Below are 17,137 nucleotides of genomic sequence, written 5' to 3'. Positions count from 1 at the left end.
CCTGGTCTGCTAAAACGTCTGGCTGGGAAATGTTTTGCAGTCGCCGAGGAAACAGGTACATGGAAGTCCGGTTCTTGCCGCAGACCGAGTTCGACAACGTCCATTTCTACCGCGCCGCCACGCTGCTGATCCTGCTGGCGATGGCCGCCTTCACGCTGATCAAGATGTTCAGCGGCGTCGTTCCCCTGTTCTCCGCCCTGCCCCTCTGCCTGCTGCTGCTCGGCGGGCGCTTCGCCGTGGAGTGGCGGCGGGTGTCGAAGGCGGAACCGGCCTTCATCGACAAGGGTGAACTGGTGCTGTGCGGCCAGGAAAGCCACCGGAAGATCGCCCTGGAGAAGATCAGCTCGGTACGCAGCCGCCACAGCCTGTTCATGGTGCGGCGCTACCGCTCCTGGTCCGAGCACCTGGCGTTCGTGGAATTCACCCTGGACAGCGGCGAGCGCGTCTCCACCCTCGCCGAGAGCCGCGTGCTCGAACTTCCCGCGGCCTCGGGCACGCTGGCGGCGGTCGAGTCGGCCATCCTCGCGGCGAAGGTGAAGCGCCAGGGCGGCGAGGCTGACGCCGTCAGCGGCGGTCGATGACGGCTCAGGGCGAGCCGAACATGGCCGTCCAGTAGATGCCCGCATCGCTCTTCGGGTCCGCCGCGTAGGCCGCGCCCAGTTCGCTGTACTGCGGGTTCATCAGGTTGGCGCAATGGCCGGGGCTGGCCAGCCAGCTGTCCACCACCTTCTGTGCGTTGCCCTGGCCTGCGGCGATGTTCTCGCCGATGCGCTGGCCGGCGTAGCCGTCCAGTTCCGCGCGGTCGCCCGGCGTGCTGCCGTCGCGGCCCTTGTGGTCGAAATAGTTGTTGTTGGCCATGTCGCGACTGTGGGCTTCGGCGGTGCCGCCCAGGGTGGCGTTCCAGCTCAGCGCAGCGGCCGGGCCGAATGCCTGGCCGCCGCACTGGCGGCCCTTGCCGCGTGCCGCGTTGATCGCCTGCAACAGTTGCTGGCCTTCGGCTTCCCAGGTGCCCAGCTTGCCCTGCAGCAGCGGGCGGCCGAGCAGCACGCGCCAGTCATCACCCTCGCGGACGATGCCGACATCGACGAACTGTGGGTCCAACAACACCTGGCAGAAGCTCTCCTGCAGCGCCTTCATGGCGGCGGTCACGTCGCGAGGGCCGGTGAGGCTGAGCATGCGCACGCTGCTCATCGGGTAGCCGGCCTGGTTCAGCGCTGACTTCCACTCCCCCGCCGAAGCCGGCAGCGCCAGGCGCGGGTCCGGCGACAGCGGCGGCAGCACCTGGGAGGCCTGGCCGCCGCAGGACTGCACGTCGCCGCGGTAGGCGTTGATGGCTTCGAGCAGTTGATCCTGGTCGGCCGCACCGGCATTGGCGGCGGCCAGCAGGCCGAGCGACAACGGCAGGCTGCGCAGGAGGAACGACGGGCTGGGCATAGACGGCTCCGAAGGTCGAAAAGGGCTCAATGATGCGTGATTTCTCGACATTTGGCTGCGCCTGAGACGCTCCGGTTCCGTTTCCGGCCGAGGGAAATTCCGGCCTTCGCTCAGCGCGGCTGCATCACCTCGACTTCCTGGATGTCGAAATCGCGGCGCAGGTATTCCATGCGCCGTTCGTGGAACTCGCGCATGTGCGGCAGCGAGGAGTGGATGGCCAGGTGCTCGCGGCTCTGCCAGACCTCGAAGAAGGTAAACAGGGTCGGGTCGCCGGCATCGCGCAACATGTGGTACTGGATGCAGCCCTCTTCGGCGCGACTGGGGGTGAGATAGGTACGGAACAGATCCTCGAAAGCCTGGGACTTTTCCGGAAGGGTGTGGGCCTGGAGGATGAAGGCGTACATCGGATGGGCTCCTGGGAGGTGAAAAGATTGCCCAATCCTGACGCAAATCAATCAGCCGCATTATTGATTCTCACGCACGGATCATTTGTCCGAAAACGGGTTTTTCCGCCGTGCTGAGCTGGATATTCTGCCGCCATCCAATTTCTCACTTCAGGGCCCACACCATGAAAAAGATCCTGCTGATCAATGGCGGCAAACAGTTCGCCCACTCCGATGGCCGTTACAACGCGACCCTGCATGAAGCCGCCATCGCGCATCTGGACCACGCCGGTTTCGACGTGAAGGAAACCTTCATCGACGGCGGCTACGACATCCAGGAAGAAGTGCAGAAGATGCTCTGGGCCGACATCATCGTGTACCAGATGCCCGGCTGGTGGATGGGCGCGCCCTGGACCGTCAAGCAGTACATCGACGAGGTGTTCACCGCCGGCCACGGCAGCCTCTACGCCAATGACGGCCGCACGCGCTCCGATGCCTCGCAGAAGTACGGCAGCGGCGGCCTGCTGCAGGGCAAGCAGTACATGATCTCGGCCACCTGGAACGCGCCGCAGCAGGCCTTCGACGATCCGACCGATTTCTTCGAGGGCAAGGGTGTGGACGCGGTGTACTTCCCCTTCCACAAGGCCAACCAGTTCCTGGGCATGAGCCCGCTGCCGACCTTCCTCTGCGTGGATGTGATGAAGCGCCCGAACATCGCGAATGATGTGGTGCGCTATCAGCAGCACCTGAGTGAAGTGCTGGGCGGCAAGGCCTGATATTCCGAAGTGCGGGCGCCGGGCTTAACCTGTAGGAACGCAGTACCGCTTGGCTAACGGCATTGGGTTCGAGCCTGGAATCGGCTAGGCTTCGCCCTTTCCTACTGCCTGTTCAGGAGTTTTCCCATGGCCCGTGCATCCGCCCGTCACATCCTGGTTTCCAGCGAAGCCAAGTGCAATGAACTCAAAGCCTCCATCGAAGGCGGCGCCGACTTCGCCCAGGTGGCGCGCGACAACTCCACCTGCCCGTCCGGCCGCAGCGGCGGCGACCTGGGCAGCTTCCGCCCGGGCCAGATGGTTCGCGAGTTCGACCAGGTGGTGTTCAGCGCCCCGCTGAACGTCGTCCAGGGTCCGGTGAAGACCCAGTTCGGCTACCACCTGGTGGAAGTGACCAGCCGCGAGGACTGATCCGCTTCACCCGCGCCGCGCCCTTTTCCGGGGGCGGCGCCTGCTCTGCTTTGCGCTCCAGATCCCCGCGTCACACCGGCCCGCCCCGCGCCACCAGCATCACACCCAGCCCTATCAGGATAGACCCGCACACACGCGGCATCAGCCGTTGTCCGCGTCCCTTGCCCAGTGCGCCCAGCAACAGTGAGGCGAACAGCACAGCGAGCACGTCGGCGGTGGAAAACACCAGGTTGACGATCATCCCGAGGATGAAGAACTGCAGGCCCACCGGCAGGCTCGCGGTCGGGTCGACGAACTGCGGCAGGAAGGTCAGGAAGAACAGCGCCGTCTTGGGGTTGAGCACCTCGACGATGATGCTGTCGCGTAGCACTTTCGGCCGCGCCTCGTCCAGATCTTCAGCATCCCTACCCGGTCGGCGTCGGCCGAAGATCATCGTGCCGCCCAGCCAGATCAGGTAGGCCGCGCCGGCCAGCTTTAGCGAGAGGTACAGATTCGGCGCGTGGTGCAGCAATGCGGCTAGGCCGGCACTGGCAGCGAAGATATGGGCGTAGCAACCCAAGTGAATGCCCAGCGCGGCGTGCAGGCCGGCGCGGCGGCCGTGGGCGAGGGTCTGCGAGGTCATGTAGAGAATGGCCGGGCCCGGCATGCAGGCGAAGGCCAGCGTCGCCACGGCGAACGAGGCCCAGTAGGCAGGCAGTGTCATGATGTGATCCTTCCCTGATCGGGTATCGGCCGGCGCTCATCGAGGCGGCGTCTGGTCCGTGTCGGGAAAGGTTAGGGAGCGCGGGCCGCCAGGCACATACGGCAGTTGCCGTATTTTTTATGCCGGTGCGCGGCGCTAGTCTCTGTCCAACGGCTCACTGACAGGACGCGCGACATGCGCACGCAGGCATGGCACAAGCTCGACTCAGGCGCTGGGCACGCCCAGGCGCACGGCGTACGCCGCCAGCTCCGCAGTGCTGTGCAGGTCGAGCTTGCGCATGAGGTTCTCGCGGTGCTTGCGCACAGTCAGCGGGCTGATGCTGAAATGCTCGGCGATCTCCCGCGCGCTGCGACCCTGGGCCGCCAGTGTGAGGATCTGCCGTTCACGGCGGGTAAGGTCCACGGCCGAGAGCAGGTCAGCATCTCCCTGCGGGCGTACGTGCGGGCTTTCCAGCATGAAGCGCAGGCTGCGCGCGAGGTAGAGTTGGCCGCTGCGCAGAGCCTCGATGGCTTCGAGCAGCTCGCCGGTATCATCGCTTTTGCTCAGGTAACCGTGTACGCCGGCATCGAGTACCGAACGCACGGTAGCCGTTTCTGTATTGGCGGTGAGTACCAGCACCTTCAGCCGAGGGCGGCGCTGGCGCAGTTCCTGGATGAACTGCAGCCGGTTGAGGCCGGGCATGTTGAGGTCGAGCAGGAGCAGGTCCGCGCCTTGTTCTTCCAGCAGGGCATGCAGGCGCATGCCATCCCCCGCCTCGCCCACCACCTGGATACCGTCCTGGGTCGAAAGCAACAGGTGCAACCCGTCCCGTACGATGCCGTGATCATCGGCGATGACCACCCGAAATTCGCGCTTCCCATCCATTTTTCGTCTCCCTGAGGCATTTCGGATATGTACAACAGCCTGCAGCAGCGCGATCTGGTCGAACTCCTGTTCCGCCAATCCTACGCCGTGCTCTTTGCCAACCTGGTCATACCCCTGCCGGTGCTGTACATCTTCCGCAATGCCCTGTCGCCGACGACGATGGTCTTCTGGTTGGTCGCGCTCTACGCGCTCACGCTGGGGCGGATTGTCCTGGCACGCACGTACTTCCGGCAAGCCCCCGCGCGCGCGCTGGGCCACGGCTGGCTGTGGAGCAACACGCTGCTGTCCTGGGCCAGCAGTCTGCTCTGGGGATGGCTGGGCTGGGCCGGTTTTGCCCACGGCGATCCGCAGTTGTTCGCGTTCACCTGCATCGTGCTCACCGGCCTGGTGTGCGGCGCGGTGCCGTCGCTGTCGGCCTTTCCGCCGGCCTATATCGGCTCGCTCACCGCGATGCTGTTGCCCGTGCTGGTGCTGTGCCTGAGCGTTGCCGACGAGCAGCACACTACTTACAGCTTCTTCATCGCCTGCCTGGCCGGGGTCAACCTGTACTACAGCCGGGTGACCTACCGCAGCCTGTGCGAGACCATCCGCCTGCGCCAGGAGAATTCCGAGCTGGTGCACGACCTGCGCGAACAGCGCGACCTCGCGCGTGCCGCAGATCGCGCCAAGTCGCGCTTCCTCGCCGCCGCCAGTCATGACCTGCGCCAGCCGATCCACGCCCTCGGACTATTCGTCGGCGCCCTCTCCGCCCTTGCCGAGCGCGGCCCCGTCGACGCCCGCCAGGCGCGTGATATCGCCACGCGCTTGCGTGCCATGCTCGGGAATCTGGGCGACCTGCTCAACGGCCTGCTCGACATCTCGCGCCTGGACGCCGGCGTGGTGCCGGTGGCGCGCGAGCCGATCTCGCTGCATAAACTGTTCGCCGACCTGCGCGAGGCATACGCCGGCACCGCCAACGAGCACAACCTGCGCTGGCGTGTGCAGGACAGCCAGCTGTGGGTGGATAGCGACCCGCTGCTGCTCAAGCGCGTGCTCGACAACCTGCTGAGCAACGCCTTCCGCTATACCCCCAAGGGCAGCGTGCTGTTGGGCTGCCGGCGGCGCGGCGACGAGCTGGAAATCCAGGTGATCGACACCGGCGTCGGCATTCATGCCAGCCAGCAGGAAGTGATCTTCGACGAGTTCGTCCAACTGCATAACGCCGAGCGCGACCGCAAGCAGGGCCTCGGTCTCGGCCTGGCCATCGTGCGCCACACCGCGCGGCTGCTCGGACATCCCCTGGCGCTGTCTTCCGAGGCCGGCCGGGGCACCTGTTTCAGTCTGCGCGTGCCACTGGCCGAGACGCCGTTGCAGGCCCCGCCCCTGCCGATGCCGACGACCGAGCGCGAGCCCGGCCTGGGCATCATGGTGGTGGAGGACGAAGTCGACGTGTTGCACGCGCTGTGCAGCCTGCTGGAGGTCTGGGGCCATCGCGTCTACCCCGGCACCAGCGCACTGCTTGCCTGTCAGCGGCATATCGAAGCCAGCCACGCTGGCCGCGCACCGGTGGACCTGATCCTCAGCGACTACCGCTTAGGTGAAGGCCTGACCGGTGCCGATGCGGTGCGCCGCATCCGCAGCTACCTCTCGCGCAATGTGCCGGCGCTGATCATCACCGGCGACACCTCCCCCGAGCGCCTGCGCGAGGCTGCCGCCAGCGGCAGCCAGTTGCTCCACAAGCCGCTGGACGCCGACCAGCTGCGCGCCGCCATCGCCAGCAGTCAGGAAGTGACCAGCACCGCCTGAAAGCGGCGCCAGGCCTTCAACCACGGGGGCTACGTCAATTCATCCGGGGCTAAAGTCGTGGCCGGATCGGCCGATGCAATGGTGAAACGAATCGGCAACAGCCTTCGTGCCTCACCACTAGAGAAAGCCCTCGCATGTTCAACTCGCGTCTGAAGCAGGAAATCGCCGCCCTGCGTGAAGAACTCGCCTCCTTCGAAGAGATCCGTGCCAGTCTCGACGAGGAAATGCTCGTGCTGTTCCTCGACCCCCGAGGGCGCATCGAGTCGGTGAATGCCAACTTCGAGAAAGAGATGCTTCACCGCGGCGAACAGCTCAAGGGCCGCCCGCTGCTCGACCTGATTCCCGACCACGTGCGCGGACTGGATTTCCACCTGAGGGTCAAGCACGCCATCGAGCGCGGCGAGCACCTCGCCGGGGTGATCCGTCTGCTACGTGGCGACGGCGAAGAAGCCTGGCTGCGCTCTATCCTGCAGCCAGTGCACGACAGCGCCGGAAAGATTCAGCGCTTCTCGATCTACGCCAGCGATCTCACCCGCACCATCGAGAATTCCCGCGAGCACGAGAACCTCATCGAGGCGCTGCAACGCTCCACCGCAGTGATCGAATTCAACCTGCAGGGCGAAGTGCTCGCCGCCAACGACCGCTTCCTCAACGCCATGGGCTACAGCCTGACGCAGATCCAGGGCAAGCATCACCGGATGTTCTGCGAACCCGCCGAGTACAACTCGTCCAACTACGAGGCATTCTGGGCCAAGCTGCGCCGTGGCGAGTTCGTCACCGGCCGCTTCAAGCGTCTCGACAGCCGCGGCCACGAGGTCTGGCTGGAGGCCTCCTACAACCCGATCATCGACGCCCACGATCGCCTCTACAAAGTGGTGAAGTTCGCCACCGTGATCACCGAACAGGTGCACCGCGAGAACGCCGTCGCGCAAGCGGCGACCATCGCCTTCGACACCTCGCAGACCACCGACAACAGCGCCACCAAGGGTGCCGCCGTGGTGCAGCAGACCGTGGATGTGATGCGCGAGCTGGCCGACCGCATGCAGGAGGCCGCCCAGGGTATCGAGGCGCTGGACCGACAGTCCCAGGCCATCGGCGCGCTGGTGCAGAGCATCCGCAGCATCGCCGACCAGACCAACCTGCTGGCTCTAAACGCCGCCATCGAAGCCGCCCGCGCAGGCGACCAGGGGCGCGGCTTCGCGGTGGTCGCCGACGAGGTACGCCAGCTCGCCTCGCGCACCAGCGCCGCCACCGAGGAAATCACCCGCGTGGTGGAGCAGAACCAGCACCTGGCCGGCCAGGCTGTAGCCATGATCGACCGCGGCAAGCAACAGGCCGAGCTGGGGCTGGAGCTATCCGGCCAGGCCGGCACGGTGATCATCGAGATCCAGGACAGCGCCCAGCGCGTGGTCAACGCCGTCGGCCAGTTTGCGAACCAGCTGTCGACCTGAGGTTCTTCCCTGCGGCACGTCAACACGGCGTGTCACAGCCTCGCCTAGGCTCCCGTCCGGCATTGCAGCTAGGCTCAATGCAGATGTGCACCCTCGCCATCGAAGGACGATCCAATGAGCGACACTCCCCTCCCCGACGTCATCCAGTATCTGCGCCTGCTGCCCGAGCGTGGCGGCTCGGACATGTTCTTCAGTGTCGGCGCGCCGCCGCATCTGAAAGCCGAGGGCCATAGCCAACCGGCGGATGACCGCGTACTGCAGAACGGCGAAGTGAAGACCCTCGCCTGGCAACTGATGTCGCCGGCCCAGGCGCAGGAGTTCGAGCGCGACCTGGAGATGAACCTGGCGCTGAGCGTGCCGGACATCGGGCGTTTTCGCGCGAACATCTACTTCCAGCGTGGCGAAGTGGCCATGGTGGTGCGCCTGATCAAGCAGGTGATCCCCGATGTGACCTCCCTCGGCCTGCCTTCGATCCTCGACAAGCTGGCCATGCAGGACCGCGGGCTGATCCTGGTGATCGGCGCGGCCGGCGCGGGCAAGTCGACGACCCTGGCGAGCATGCTGGACTTCCGCAACCGCCACCGCTCCGGGCACATCGTCTGCATCGAGGACCCCATCGAGTTCCTCCACATGCACAAGAAGTCGATCATCGACCAGCGCGAGGTCGGTCTGGACACCCACAGCTACGAGGACGCCCTGCGCAACGTGCTGCGCGAGGCGCCCGACGTGATCATGCTCGGCGAGATTCGCGACGCCGCCACCATGCAGCACGCACTGCACTATGCCGAGACCGGCCATCTGTGCGTTGCCACCCTGCACGGCACCAGCTGTCGCCACGCCATCGAGCGCATCACCCGCTTCTTCCCCGACGAGGCGCGCCCGCAGGTGCTGGCAGACCTCTCGCAGAACATCCTCGCGCTGGTCGGCCAGCGCCTGGTGCCCGGCACCCACCAGCGCCGCGCCGTGGCGGTGGAGCTGGTGCTGGGGACGCCGCACATCCGCGGCATCATCCAGCGCGATGAATTGCCCGAGCTCAAGGGCGCGGTGGAACGCGCGCTGGAAAGCGGCATGCAGAGCTTCGACCAGAGCCTCTACAAATTGCTCGAGGAAGGCCGCGTGAGCGTGAGCGATGCGCTGAAGTTCGCCGATTCGCGCACCGACCTGGCGCTGAAGATCAAACTGGAACGCGGCATGGATGACGACAGCATCGGGCCGGCGTTCGGCAGTTGAGTTGACCCGGCTGCTTTTCGTAGGAGCGAGGGGACGCCCAGTTCTTGCTCGCGAACACAGCTCACCGGCAGGCACAGAGTAAAACGCTTCGCGAGCAAGTTCGCTCCTACTGGATGCCCTTGAGCAACGCATCGATATCCACGCTCCGAGCCATCGCCCGGTTCCCCGCATCGTTGGGGTGCAGGTGGTCGCCGCTGTCGTAGGCCGGCAGCAGGCGCAGCGGGTGGGCGGGATCGCGCAGGTGCGCATCCAGGTCCACCACCGCATCGAACTCGCCGCTCTCGCGAATCCACTGGTTCACCCGTTGGCGCAGCGCCTCCTTGTTGGCGGCGTGGTAGTTCTCGATAGGCGACCCGCTGAGCGCGCGCTCGAACGGCAGGATAGTCCCGCCAATAAGGCGCACGCCGCGCACATGGGCCTGGGCGATCAGTAGACGGTAACCGGCGACCAGGTCCTCGTACTGCACCAGCGGGTTGTTCGGCGCGAAGGTGCTGCCGGGCCAGGAGATGTCGTTGATCCCCAGCGCCACAATGGCCACCTTCACGCCCGGCTTGCCCAGTACGTCGCGCTGGAAACGCACCAGGGCGCTCTGCCCCATGCCGTCGGAGAGCAGGCGCGCGCCGGAGATGCCGGCATTTATCACGCCCACGTCACGCGCTGCCAGCCGCTGCGCCAGCACGTCCGGCCAGCGCTGGTTGCCGTCCAGGCTGGCGCCACGGCCGTCGGTGATCGAGTCACCGAGCACCGCCACCACCGGGCGCGCTGCGGGGCTTTCCACCAGCACATCGGCGAGGAACAGTCGCGCTTCCATCTTGCCGTCCGCCGGCAGGCGCACGGCGTCGAGCTGTTCGCCCGGACCACCGTAGACGCGCTGCTTGCCGTCCCAGTGGAAGCTTTCGATGGCAGTGGGCTGCGGCAGGTAGATCGACACGGCCAGCTCGCCCAGCGGCGGAACGGCGAGGTCCAGCGGATCGCTCAGCAACTCGGCACCCGGTGCGATGTACGCCGTGGGCTGGCCGGCGAAGGTCAGGCGACGGCTCTGGCCATCGAGCTGCCCGGCGGACCCGGCGAGTGCCACGGCGACACCGCCGATGGCCACCGGCTGGCTGCCATAGGCGTTGGACAGCGCGATGCGCACGCGCTGGCCACCCAGGCTCAGCTTCACGCTCTGCCGCAGCGTGTGGTTGCCGATCACCGGCGGCACACCCAGCGGCAGCGGCACTTCCCTGCCCCAGGTGCGCTGCGGGCTGACGCTCCAGGTCGCCTGCCAGTGTCCTTCTTCCGCCTGCGCCAGTGGCAGGGCCAGGGTGATCAGGGCGGCGAGCAGCAAACGTTTCATGGCATTCCTCGAGATCGATGATGGGATGACCACAGGCTCGGCCATTCCCAATCACGGCGGTAGACGGCATATTTGCAGACCCGTCATTCGATAAACGAATAGGACATGGATACTCTCAAGGCGTTGCACTGTTTCGTTCGCGCCGTGGAGCTGGGCAGCCTTTCCGCCGTGGCCCGCGAATCCGGCAGCAGCCAGCCGACGGTGAGCAAGACCATGGCCGCGCTGGAGCGGCAGGTCGGCGCGCAGTTGCTGATCCGCAGCACCACCCGTGTGCAGCCCACCGAACAGGGCCGGCGCTTCTACGAGCATGCCCGGCAGACGTTGGAAAGTTACGCCGAGGGCGTCAGCGAGGCCCGTGGCGAGACCGAGCAGGTGCGCGGCCGCCTGCGGGTCAGCGCACCGGTGAGCCTGGGTGTGCTGCGTCTGAATGCGCTGCTGCTGGAGTTCATGCAATTGCACCCGGAGGTCGATATCGAGTTGCTGCTCAACGACCGCTTCGTTGACCTCGCCGAGGAAGGCATCGACCTCGCCCTGCGCCTGGGCGGCGAACTGCCGGAACAGCTGATCGCGCGCCCGCTGGCCCGCTCGCCGCGCTATCTGGTGGCCGCCCCGGCATGGCTTGCGCGGCAGCTCGAAGTGCGGGAACCCGAAGAACTACCGCTGGCCGACTACCTGCGCTTCGCCTGGCTCGACGCCGGGCAGAACCTGCTGCTGCGCCACGCCGACGGGCGCGAGCTGAACCTCGCCACCCGCAGCCGCTACACGGTGAACAGCTCCCTGGCGATCCGCGAGAGCTACTGCCTGGGCGCCGGCTTCGGCCTGACGCCGGCCTGGCTGGTGGCCGACCTGCTGGCCGACGGCAGCCTGCAACGTCTCCTTCCAGAGTGGCGCGGGCCTACGCAGGAGGCCAGCCTGCTGTATCCTTCGCGGCTTTTTCTGCCGGCCCGGACCCGCGCGCTGATCGACTTTCTCATCGAGCGCCTGCCGCGCCTGCCTGGTTTCGAAGCTCTCTGACGGGCAGCGGCTATGCTTTTCGCCAATGAGCAGAACCGGCGCGCCCACCGACCGGTCGAACCCTGACATCCGCTCCCGAGGGACTTGCATGGGCAAGCAACACATACCTTACCTGCTGGCCACCCTGGCCCTGCCGCTGTTGCTCGCCGGTTGCTCGACGAACGCCAGCAACCCCTGCGACGAGCCACTGAGCGGCGAGGCCTGCCGGCAGGAACGCCTGCTCTATCAGAACGACATGCTGCAGGCAAAGCTGCTGATCGCCAGCGGCGACCTGGCCAACTACGAGCTGGCCGAGGCGCTGCTCGCCCGTTCCATGGAAAAGGACGTGCGCGGCGAGGCGAGCTTCTACATGGCGCTGCTGAAGATCAAGGAAGGCCCGCAGGTGGACGAGGTGCTGCCGCTGCTGGAGAAGGCCGCCGACGCCGGTCAGCCCTACGCCGTGGCGCTGCTCTACAAGATCTGGTCCGAGCCCTTCCTGGTCGAGCAGGCCGACCCGGCCAGGGCCCGGCAGTATCTTGAGGACTACGGCAACCTCGACGTCGCCAAGAGCGGCTACCCATCGTTCGAGAAGGCCACCGCGCTGGTCAACTCACTGCTCAGCGAACCACCCGCCGTCGCCGACCAGCCGGTTCAACCCTAGCCCTCATCGGGCGCCGGAGCGGCCTGGTCGAAGGTCCTCTCGCCCTCGTCCTTCCCGTGGGGCAGATGGTGCTCAATCACCGCATTGAGCTCCGCGCCCAGCAGCAGCACCGCCGACGAGATGTAGAAATACAGCAACAGCACGATGATCGCCCCGACGCTGCCGTACATGGCGTTGTAGTCGGCAAAGTTCTTCACGTAATAGCCAAAGCCCAGCGATGCGGAAATCCACAGCACCACGGCAAGCACCGAGCCGGGGGTGATGAAGCGGAAGCGCTGCTGCACGTTGGGCGTGACGTAGTAGATGATCGCTACCGCCATCATCATCAGCAGCACGATGACCGGCCAGCGCAGGATGCTCCAGAGGATCACCACAAAGTCCTCCAGGCCCACTTTGGCGGCGATCCAGCCCATCACCTGGGGCCCGAGGATCATCAGCGCGGCGATCAGCATCAGCATCGCTACCAGGCCGAAGGTGTAGAACAGCGACAGCGGGATGCGCTTCCATGCCGGGCGCGCCTCCCGCACGTCGTAGGCGGCGTTGAGCGCGATCATCAGCGAACGCACCGCCGCCGAGGACGACCACAGCGCCACCACGATACCAAGAGACAGCAATCCGCCCTGGCGCTGCTGCAACTGGTCGATGACCGGGTTGACCTGATCCAGCGCCTGCGCCGGCAGCACGTAGTCGGCCTGCTGGCGGAGGAAGTCGAAGAACTCCGGCAGGTGCAGGAAGCCCAGCAGGGCGATGAGAAACAACAGGAAGGGAAACAGCGAGAACAGCCCCTGGTAGGCCAGTGCCGCGGCGTAGGTGGGCATCTCGTCGTCGAGGAATTCCTTCACCGTCAGGCTGATCAGCTTCCAGGGCCCCAGACTGAGCCCGCGCATGTCCATGAATCGCATCCCGCACCGTCCTCCCGATGAGCGTCCCGCTCGCCGGCGGGCTGCAGGGTGGACCTGCGCAACGCCGGCAAAGTTGCAACAAAAGCGCGACGCAGAGCGCCCGCCAGCACAGACCATAGCCGCTGGCGGGGCGTGGAAGCCAGTGCGGGGGCGGTTTCAGTCGGCCAGGCGATAGACCTTGGCGAAGCGCTCGGCCTTCACCACGCCGTAGTCGCCGGGGGCGTATTGCATGACCCAGTCGCCAGCGGCACCGGTGAGGCGGTCGCCACCGGCCGAGCGCAGCAGGGTGAAGGGTTCGTCCATGCGGCGGGCCAGCACCGGGCTGGGGATGTTGCAGTAGGCACCCGGCTCGCCGTGGGTGAGCGCGGCGTCGGCGGGCCGGTACTTCGGATCGAAACGCTCGCGGGAGACGACCCAGCGCTCGCCGGTCGCGCCACTGATGATCGCGTCGCCGACGGCATACCGATTCGGGCCTTCGAGGCTCATCAATTCGCCTGCCGCAGCAGCGAATTCGACGGTGACGGTTTCGTCCTTCACCACTCGTTGCGCGGCGGGATCGGTGCGGAGGTCAACCTGGGTCAGTTCGATCATGTCGGGACTACGGACCTGCGGAATAAGGTGGGGTAACTGTGGGGGAAAGAACGGGGGCAAGCCTACTCGCAAAAGAATCGCCCCGCGAGCGGCCAGCGGCTGGCGGTGCTCTACACTCACAGGCCATGAGCGTGCCGTCATCGCGCACTCGACCGAACCCGGCCAACCCCTGGCTGTCGCACCTACTGAGCCCCCCCATCAGCCATACAGGAATCTCCCATGCCGTTTGCCCGTCTCGCCCTGCCCTTCCTGTTGCTCACCAGCCTTGCCGTCCACGCCGAAGACACCCCCGAAGAAGCGAAATTCCTCAAGGAATCGGCGGACTATTTCGACCAGGTGACCAAGTCCAACCTGCCGCGCCAGGTGGACAAGGTGACCACCCTCAACAGCGTGCAGCTCGACCCGGCGAAGAAGATGCTGTATTACCGCTACGCCATCTCCAACCTGCGCCTGGACGCCATGGACCTGGGCGCCCGCGCCAAGTTCGAGAACGGCCTGAAGAAGCAGCTCGAAGGCACCACCTGCGAGCAGACCGACCTGCTGCAGCGCTTCCGCGAGCACCACCTGAGCGTCACCCACGAGTACGCCGGCAGCGACGCCAAGCCGCTGGCCAGCATCACCATCGATCCGCAGACTCTGAGCTGCGCCAAGACCTGACACTGCACCGAAAAGCCACCGATGAGCCGTGCCGACTACCACCAGGAAAACGCCCAGCGCGCCGAGGCCGAAGCCCGGCGCCTGCTGGCCGAACGTGAGCAGCTCGGCGCCCGCTGGCTACCCTGGGTGGCCGGCGAGCTGTACCGGCTGAGCCCGCCGCACTACGCCAACATGGTGCGCCGCGAACTGGAGCGCCTGACCGCCGGCTGAACGGCCGCCCGTCACGGGGCTATGCTGAAGCAGTCAGCTCTCGGCCCGAGGGCGTCCCGTTGGAGGACAGGCGCATGAAAGGTCTCGACGCGAAGAAACAAGCGAAGAAGAAGCCGCTGAAAACCGCGCATGAAAAGCGCATGGCCAAGCGGCAGAAGAAAACCGGCAAGTCGCTGCTGGGCACTCCGCAGCAACCGTCCTGAGGGCGCGCCCCTCGTTCTGCGGATGGCCTCGGTGAGGCTGTCCGCTCACATCTCTTCCCAAGACTCTGCAGGAGCGCGCCATGCGCGCGATCGCGGGCATTGCGCGGTTTCCCTAGGTAAGCAGAGGCAGCCCCCTCCTACAGCCCGGCCATCCCGTTGCAGTTGATTGCTCAGACCAGACCGGCCCGCAGATTCAGCAGCATCCGCTCGCCCTGGGCGAGAATCAGGCCACCCGCGCGATAGCCGGCGGCGCCGATGCACAGGAAGCGCTCCGCTTCACCCGGCTCCACCTGCTCCACCGCGCGGCTGCCGGGGTGCCAGATGACACTGCCGGCGCTGGTGTTCTTGTCGATGCGCAGGCGGCGCTGCCAGCCGGCATCCTCCAGCACCAGGGAACCGGTGTTGTAGAGCACCTGCTTGACCGCGCCACGGGGCGCCCAAGTGTTGGGCAGGCCGCTGGCCTTGCCGTCCAACTCCATCCCGTGGACCACCGAGCGGCGCAGCGAACCCACGCGCCAGTAGGGCTGCAGGGCGAAGCTGAAGAGGCAGTCGCTGTCATCCTCGTGGTAGCTGGAGAGTTCGATGTCCAGGTCCTGGCCCAGGCGCGCTTCCAGGCGCACGTGCCAGTCCTCGATATCCAACTGCCAGCTGACGACCGCCTTCTGGTCATCGGCCCAGGCATCGAGCATGCGCCACTCGCGCTGGCGTGCCCAGCCGTGCTGAGGCCAGTCGGCCTCCACCGGGTGGCTGCCGAACCAGGGCCAGCAGACCGGGATACCGCCGCGGATCGGCGCAGTGCTCAGGCTCGGCCACTGGCTGGAACACCACAGCAGCGGGCGCGCGCCGCGCGGCTGGAAGTGCAGCAGTTGCGCGCCCTGGCGGCTGAAGACCGCCTGGCATTGCGGATGATCGATGAGCAGCAGGTCGCGACGCTGGAAGCGCACCCAGTCGAAGGGGCGCTTGCCCCGCATGGAATGAAAAAAACGCTGCAGCGGATGCTCGAGCATTGTCCGGATGTCCTGATCCAATCCCTGCCCGGACATTCCGGGGCGTGAAGATCTCTGTAGTTTCACTACATCTTACAGAAAAGGCGGCGATTCTAACCGCAAAGCCTAGTCACGCGCAGCGCTCGCGCCAATGAAAAAAGGCCCGTCGCAAGGACGGGCCAGGTTCGCACCAGGGAGCAATCAGAAGCTGGACTGGATCTTCAGGCCGGCCACCACGGCGTTGTTGACCTCGTCCACCCCGCCCGGATGGCGGATGTACTGCAGGTTCGGCCGCACGGTGAGCCAATTGGTCACATGCACGCCGTAGTACAGCTCGGCGTTGTACTCGGTGTCCTGGATGGGCTGGTACAGCGGGTTGTCGTAGTCGTCGATGCCGTTGACCTGGTTCACCAGGCGCTGGCGATCCTGTACGTCGTCGTTGACGTGGATGCGCGCCACGCCGAAGCCGATATCGTCCTTGGGCCGCGCGTCGAACGGGCCTTTGTAGACCACGCCGAGCTGCTGGTAGTTGTCGACGGTGTTGGTGGCCTTGTCGTGCACGGTGAAGTTGGCGAACAGGCTCAGGCCGCGCGAAGTGTCGCCGTCATGGGCGGTGACCTGCTGCTGCGCCACCACCCACCAGCCGTGCTTGCCGCTGTGGGTCTTGGCCGGCTCGCCGGTGAGCGCCTGCGGGTTGCCGTTGACGTCGTCGTACACGTCGTCGGCCTCGGCAGTGCTGTAGTAGTAGCCCAGGCGGTATTCGCCGGGCAGTTGCTGGGCGCCGACCTTGGGCATCCACACCAGCTCCACCGGCAGGATGGTGCCCTTGGTGCCGCTGCCGTTGAGCTTGAAGCCGTTACCGGTTTCCAGGTTCGACGGGTTCTGGTTGTACGCGCCGACCTGGGCGTACCACTGGTCGTTGAAGTTCCACTTCACGCGGGCGGCCCACTGGCTGACAGGCCAGTTGTACCAGATGCCGCCGACCCAGTTGCCCACCTGCGAGCCGCAGAAGGCCAGGTTCTGGAAGTCGCAGGGGAAGCTGTTGAAGTCCTCGCCCTCGCCGAAGCGGCCGACCTTCACGTCCAGCGCGCCGTTGAAGTACTGCTGCTTGATCCACATCTGCGTCAGGCGCCAGGTCTGGCCACGGCCCCAGACTTCCTGCACGGAGCTGAACTGCCCGGCGCGCGGGTCGCTGATGCGGTCGTTGGAGAGGTTGCGACCGCTACGCTCGGTGACGGTGAGCTGGAACTCGGTGGCGTCCCAGCCAAGGATCTTCTGCAGGTCCAGGTGGGTGCCGAGGGCGAACTGGTCGGAGTAGCGCGCAGTGGTGTGCTGGTCATAGCCGCCGCCCAGGTTGCTGGCGGCCTCGCCGACGTAGTCGAGCTTGAAGTCGTAGCCCTTCTCCAGCAGTTCGGTGCGCTTGCCGCCCCAGTCACCCAGGCCCCACTTGGACTCGGATGAGAAGGCATCGGCGGCATGGGCGACGTTGCCCGCGCAGCCCAGTGCGAGCAGGCAGCCCAGGGTTCTTGCTGCAGGCCGGTTCTTGTTGTTCTTGTGCATC

At 66.0% G+C, this 17,137-nt stretch carries 20 protein-coding genes and 1 pseudogene; 12 read left to right on the top strand and 9 right to left on the bottom strand.

All coding sequences use genetic code 11. The features are described 5' to 3' along the window. The first annotated feature begins 59 nt into the window (after positions 1-59). Positions 60-581: a hypothetical protein gene (locus IB274_RS11485; RefSeq protein WP_192210197.1), complete on the top strand. Its 522-nt coding sequence runs from the start codon at positions 60-62 to the stop codon at positions 579-581. 4 nt (positions 582-585) lie between these two features. On the opposite strand, the gene IB274_RS11480 is transcribed toward IB274_RS11485, so the two are convergent. Together IB274_RS11480 and IB274_RS11475 are read right to left on the bottom strand one after the other, a co-directional pair. After that, the gene (locus IB274_RS11480; RefSeq protein WP_192432031.1) at positions 586-1,434 is read right to left on the bottom strand and encodes a CAP domain-containing protein; all 849 of its coding nucleotides are present in this window, start codon (positions 1,432-1,434) and stop codon (positions 586-588) included. A 110-nt stretch (positions 1,435-1,544) separates the two neighbouring features. After that, positions 1,545-1,838: a putative quinol monooxygenase gene (locus IB274_RS11475; protein ID WP_192432030.1), complete on the bottom strand. Its 294-nt coding sequence runs from the start codon at positions 1,836-1,838 to the stop codon at positions 1,545-1,547. Positions 1,839-2,002: 164 nt separating this feature from the next. On the opposite strand from IB274_RS11475, the gene IB274_RS11470 reads away from it, so the two are divergent. Next, entirely contained in the window at positions 2,003-2,593 is a 591-nt protein-coding gene (locus IB274_RS11470) for an NAD(P)H-dependent oxidoreductase (RefSeq protein WP_192432029.1), read from the top strand. 126 nt (positions 2,594-2,719) lie between these two features. Then, positions 2,720-3,001 (top strand): peptidylprolyl isomerase, encoded by a 282-nt coding sequence (locus IB274_RS11465; protein ID WP_192432028.1) that lies wholly within the window; start codon positions 2,720-2,722, stop codon positions 2,999-3,001. A gap of 70 nt (positions 3,002-3,071) precedes the next feature. On the opposite strand, the gene IB274_RS11460 is transcribed toward IB274_RS11465, so the two are convergent. Both IB274_RS11460 and IB274_RS11455 read right to left on the bottom strand, forming a co-directional pair. After that, positions 3,072-3,704: a LysE family translocator gene (locus IB274_RS11460; protein ID WP_192432027.1), complete on the bottom strand. Its 633-nt coding sequence runs from the start codon at positions 3,702-3,704 to the stop codon at positions 3,072-3,074. A gap of 204 nt (positions 3,705-3,908) precedes the next feature. Next, entirely contained in the window at positions 3,909-4,568 is a 660-nt protein-coding gene (locus IB274_RS11455; RefSeq protein ID WP_192432026.1) for a response regulator, read from the bottom strand. Positions 4,569-4,595: 27 nt separating this feature from the next. On the opposite strand from IB274_RS11455, the gene IB274_RS11450 reads away from it, so the two are divergent. The 4 genes and pseudogenes from IB274_RS11450 to IB274_RS11440 all read left to right on the top strand — a co-directional run bounded on the left by IB274_RS11450 (position 4,596) and on the right by IB274_RS11440 (position 9,034). Beyond that, complete coding sequence (locus IB274_RS11450; RefSeq protein ID WP_192432025.1) at positions 4,596-6,353, top strand: hybrid sensor histidine kinase/response regulator; 1,758 nt, start codon at positions 4,596-4,598, stop codon at positions 6,351-6,353. A 134-nt stretch (positions 6,354-6,487) separates the two neighbouring features. After that, a pseudogene (locus IB274_RS30110) lies at positions 6,488-7,264 on the top strand (PAS domain-containing protein); the annotation flags it as partial. Next, complete coding sequence (locus IB274_RS30105; protein WP_412548421.1) at positions 7,244-7,804, top strand: methyl-accepting chemotaxis protein; 561 nt, start codon at positions 7,244-7,246, stop codon at positions 7,802-7,804. The pseudogene IB274_RS30110 and the gene IB274_RS30105, both read left to right, overlap by 21 nt. Positions 7,805-7,918: 114 nt before the next feature. Then, positions 7,919-9,034 carry a PilT/PilU family type 4a pilus ATPase gene (locus IB274_RS11440; protein ID WP_192432023.1) on the top strand — a complete coding sequence of 372 codons (1,116 nt, stop codon included), beginning with the start codon at positions 7,919-7,921 and terminating at the stop codon, positions 9,032-9,034. 106 nt (positions 9,035-9,140) lie between these two features. On the opposite strand, the gene IB274_RS11435 is transcribed toward IB274_RS11440, so the two are convergent. Further along, positions 9,141-10,373, bottom strand: coding sequence for an SGNH/GDSL hydrolase family protein (locus tag IB274_RS11435; RefSeq protein ID WP_192432022.1), 1,233 nt, complete (start codon positions 10,371-10,373; stop codon positions 9,141-9,143). A 105-nt stretch (positions 10,374-10,478) separates the two neighbouring features. Between IB274_RS11435 and IB274_RS11430 the strand changes: the two genes are divergently transcribed. Continuing rightward, positions 10,479-11,387, top strand: a complete 909-nt coding sequence (locus IB274_RS11430) for a LysR family transcriptional regulator (protein WP_192432021.1) — start codon at positions 10,479-10,481, stop codon at positions 11,385-11,387. Positions 11,388-11,475: 88 nt separating this feature from the next. Then, the gene (locus IB274_RS11425) at positions 11,476-12,027 is read left to right on the top strand and encodes a hypothetical protein (RefSeq protein ID WP_192432020.1); all 552 of its coding nucleotides are present in this window, start codon (positions 11,476-11,478) and stop codon (positions 12,025-12,027) included. Here the strand turns inward: IB274_RS11425 and IB274_RS11420 are convergent. Then, entirely contained in the window at positions 12,024-12,929 is a 906-nt protein-coding gene (locus tag IB274_RS11420) for a YihY/virulence factor BrkB family protein (protein WP_192432019.1), read from the bottom strand. The genes IB274_RS11425 and IB274_RS11420 overlap by 4 nt on opposite strands. A 156-nt stretch (positions 12,930-13,085) precedes the next feature. After that, positions 13,086-13,520 (bottom strand): PGDYG domain-containing protein, encoded by a 435-nt coding sequence (locus IB274_RS11415; protein ID WP_192432018.1) that lies wholly within the window; start codon positions 13,518-13,520, stop codon positions 13,086-13,088. Positions 13,521-13,739: 219 nt separating this feature from the next. Between IB274_RS11415 and IB274_RS11410 the strand changes: the two genes are divergently transcribed. The 3 genes from IB274_RS11410 to IB274_RS29825 all read left to right on the top strand — a co-directional run bounded on the left by IB274_RS11410 (position 13,740) and on the right by IB274_RS29825 (position 14,590). Next, the gene (locus tag IB274_RS11410; protein ID WP_192432017.1) at positions 13,740-14,177 is read left to right on the top strand and encodes a hypothetical protein; all 438 of its coding nucleotides are present in this window, start codon (positions 13,740-13,742) and stop codon (positions 14,175-14,177) included. Between the two features lie 21 nt (positions 14,178-14,198). Then, positions 14,199-14,387 (top strand): hypothetical protein, encoded by a 189-nt coding sequence (locus IB274_RS11405; protein WP_192432016.1) that lies wholly within the window; start codon positions 14,199-14,201, stop codon positions 14,385-14,387. Positions 14,388-14,461: 74 nt separating this feature from the next. Continuing rightward, on the top strand, positions 14,462-14,590 hold the full coding sequence (locus IB274_RS29825; RefSeq protein ID WP_017516671.1) for a hypothetical protein: 129 nt from the start codon (positions 14,462-14,464) through the stop codon (positions 14,588-14,590). 170 nt (positions 14,591-14,760) lie between these two features. On the opposite strand, the gene IB274_RS11400 is transcribed toward IB274_RS29825, so the two are convergent. Both IB274_RS11400 and IB274_RS11395 read right to left on the bottom strand, forming a co-directional pair. Beyond that, on the bottom strand, positions 14,761-15,597 hold the full coding sequence (locus tag IB274_RS11400; RefSeq protein ID WP_192432015.1) for a D-hexose-6-phosphate mutarotase: 837 nt from the start codon (positions 15,595-15,597) through the stop codon (positions 14,761-14,763). Between the two features lie 180 nt (positions 15,598-15,777). After that, positions 15,778-17,136, bottom strand: a complete 1,359-nt coding sequence (locus IB274_RS11395; protein WP_192432014.1) for a carbohydrate porin — start codon at positions 17,134-17,136, stop codon at positions 15,778-15,780. Position 17,137 lies beyond the last annotated feature (1 nt).

The sequence above is a fragment of the Pseudomonas sp. PDM18 genome (genome assembly GCF_014852585.1).
In the GTDB taxonomy this organism is placed as follows: domain Bacteria; phylum Pseudomonadota; class Gammaproteobacteria; order Pseudomonadales; family Pseudomonadaceae; genus Pseudomonas.
The sequence above is the reverse complement of the archived record's forward strand: the minus strand, read 5'-3'. Positions and strand labels throughout refer to the sequence as shown.